This is a genomic window from Rhizobium mongolense USDA 1844, from assembly GCF_000419765.1.
Classification (GTDB): domain Bacteria; phylum Pseudomonadota; class Alphaproteobacteria; order Rhizobiales; family Rhizobiaceae; genus Rhizobium; species Rhizobium mongolense.
This window is the reverse complement of the sequence record NZ_ATTQ01000095.1, coordinates 1-1109: the sequence shown is the minus strand read 5'-3', so window position 1 is coordinate 1109 and position 1109 is coordinate 1. Positions and strand designations below refer to the sequence as shown.

1 protein-coding gene is annotated in these 1109 nt (G+C 60.5%); it reads left to right on the top strand.

Annotated features, from left to right (window positions below):
- Positions 1 to 1109: chaperonin GroEL (gene groL / locus A3C3_RS0137295; protein ID WP_022719520.1), on the top strand; the 1109-nt coding region annotated here is incomplete at both ends.

Sequence of the window (1109 nt, the reverse complement as noted above, 5' to 3'; positions counted from 1 at the left end):
GCGCCGCGCATCACCAAGGACGGCGTTTCGGTCGCCAAGGAAATCGAACTGGAAGACAAGTTCGAAAACATGGGCGCCCAGATGGTCCGCGAAGTTGCTTCGAAGACTAGCGACGTTGCCGGCGACGGCACCACGACTGCAACGGTTCTCGCCCAGGCGATCGTTCGCGAAGGCGGCAAGGCAGTTGCGGCCGGCATGAACCCGATGGACCTGAAGCGCGGCATCGACCTCGCTGTTGCCGAAGTCGTCAAGGATCTCCAGGCCAAGGCCAAGAAGATCAACACCTCTGAAGAGATTGCCCAGGTCGGCACGATCTCCGCCAACGGCGAAAAGCAGGTCGGTCTCGACATTGCCGAAGCCATGCAGAAGGTCGGCAACGAAGGTGTTATCACCGTCGAAGAAGCCAAGACCGCCGAAACCGAACTCGAAGTCGTCGAAGGCATGCAGTTCGACCGCGGCTACCTCAGCCCCTACTTCGTCACCAACCCGGAAAAGATGATTGCCGACCTCGAAGACGCCTTCATCCTGCTGCACGAAAAGAAGCTCTCGAACCTGCAGGCAATGCTTCCGGTTCTCGAAGCTGTCGTTCAGACCGGCAAGCCGCTGCTGATCATCGCTGAAGATGTCGAAGGCGAAGCGCTTGCTACCCTCGTCGTCAACAAGCTGCGCGGCGGGCTGAAGATTGCTGCCGTCAAGGCTCCGGGCTTCGGCGATCGCCGCAAGGCCATGCTCGAAGACATCGCGATCCTGACCGGTGGTACGGTCATCTCCGAAGACCTCGGCATCAAGCTCGAGTCCGTCACCCTCGACATGCTCGGCCGCACCAAGAAGGTTTCGATCTCCAAGGAAAACACTACAATCGTCGACGGCGCCGGCGCCAAGTCCGACATCGAAGGCCGCGTTGCGCAGATCAAGGCGCANATCGAAGAAACCACCTCCGACTACGACCGCGAGAAGCTGCAGGAACGCCTTGCCAAGCTCGCAGGCGGCGTTGCCGTCATCCGCGTCGGCGGNTCGACGGAAGTCGAAGTGAAGGAAAAGAAGGACCGCATCGACGACGCCCTCAATGCGACGCGCGCTGCTGTTCAGGAAGGTATCGTCCCGGGCGG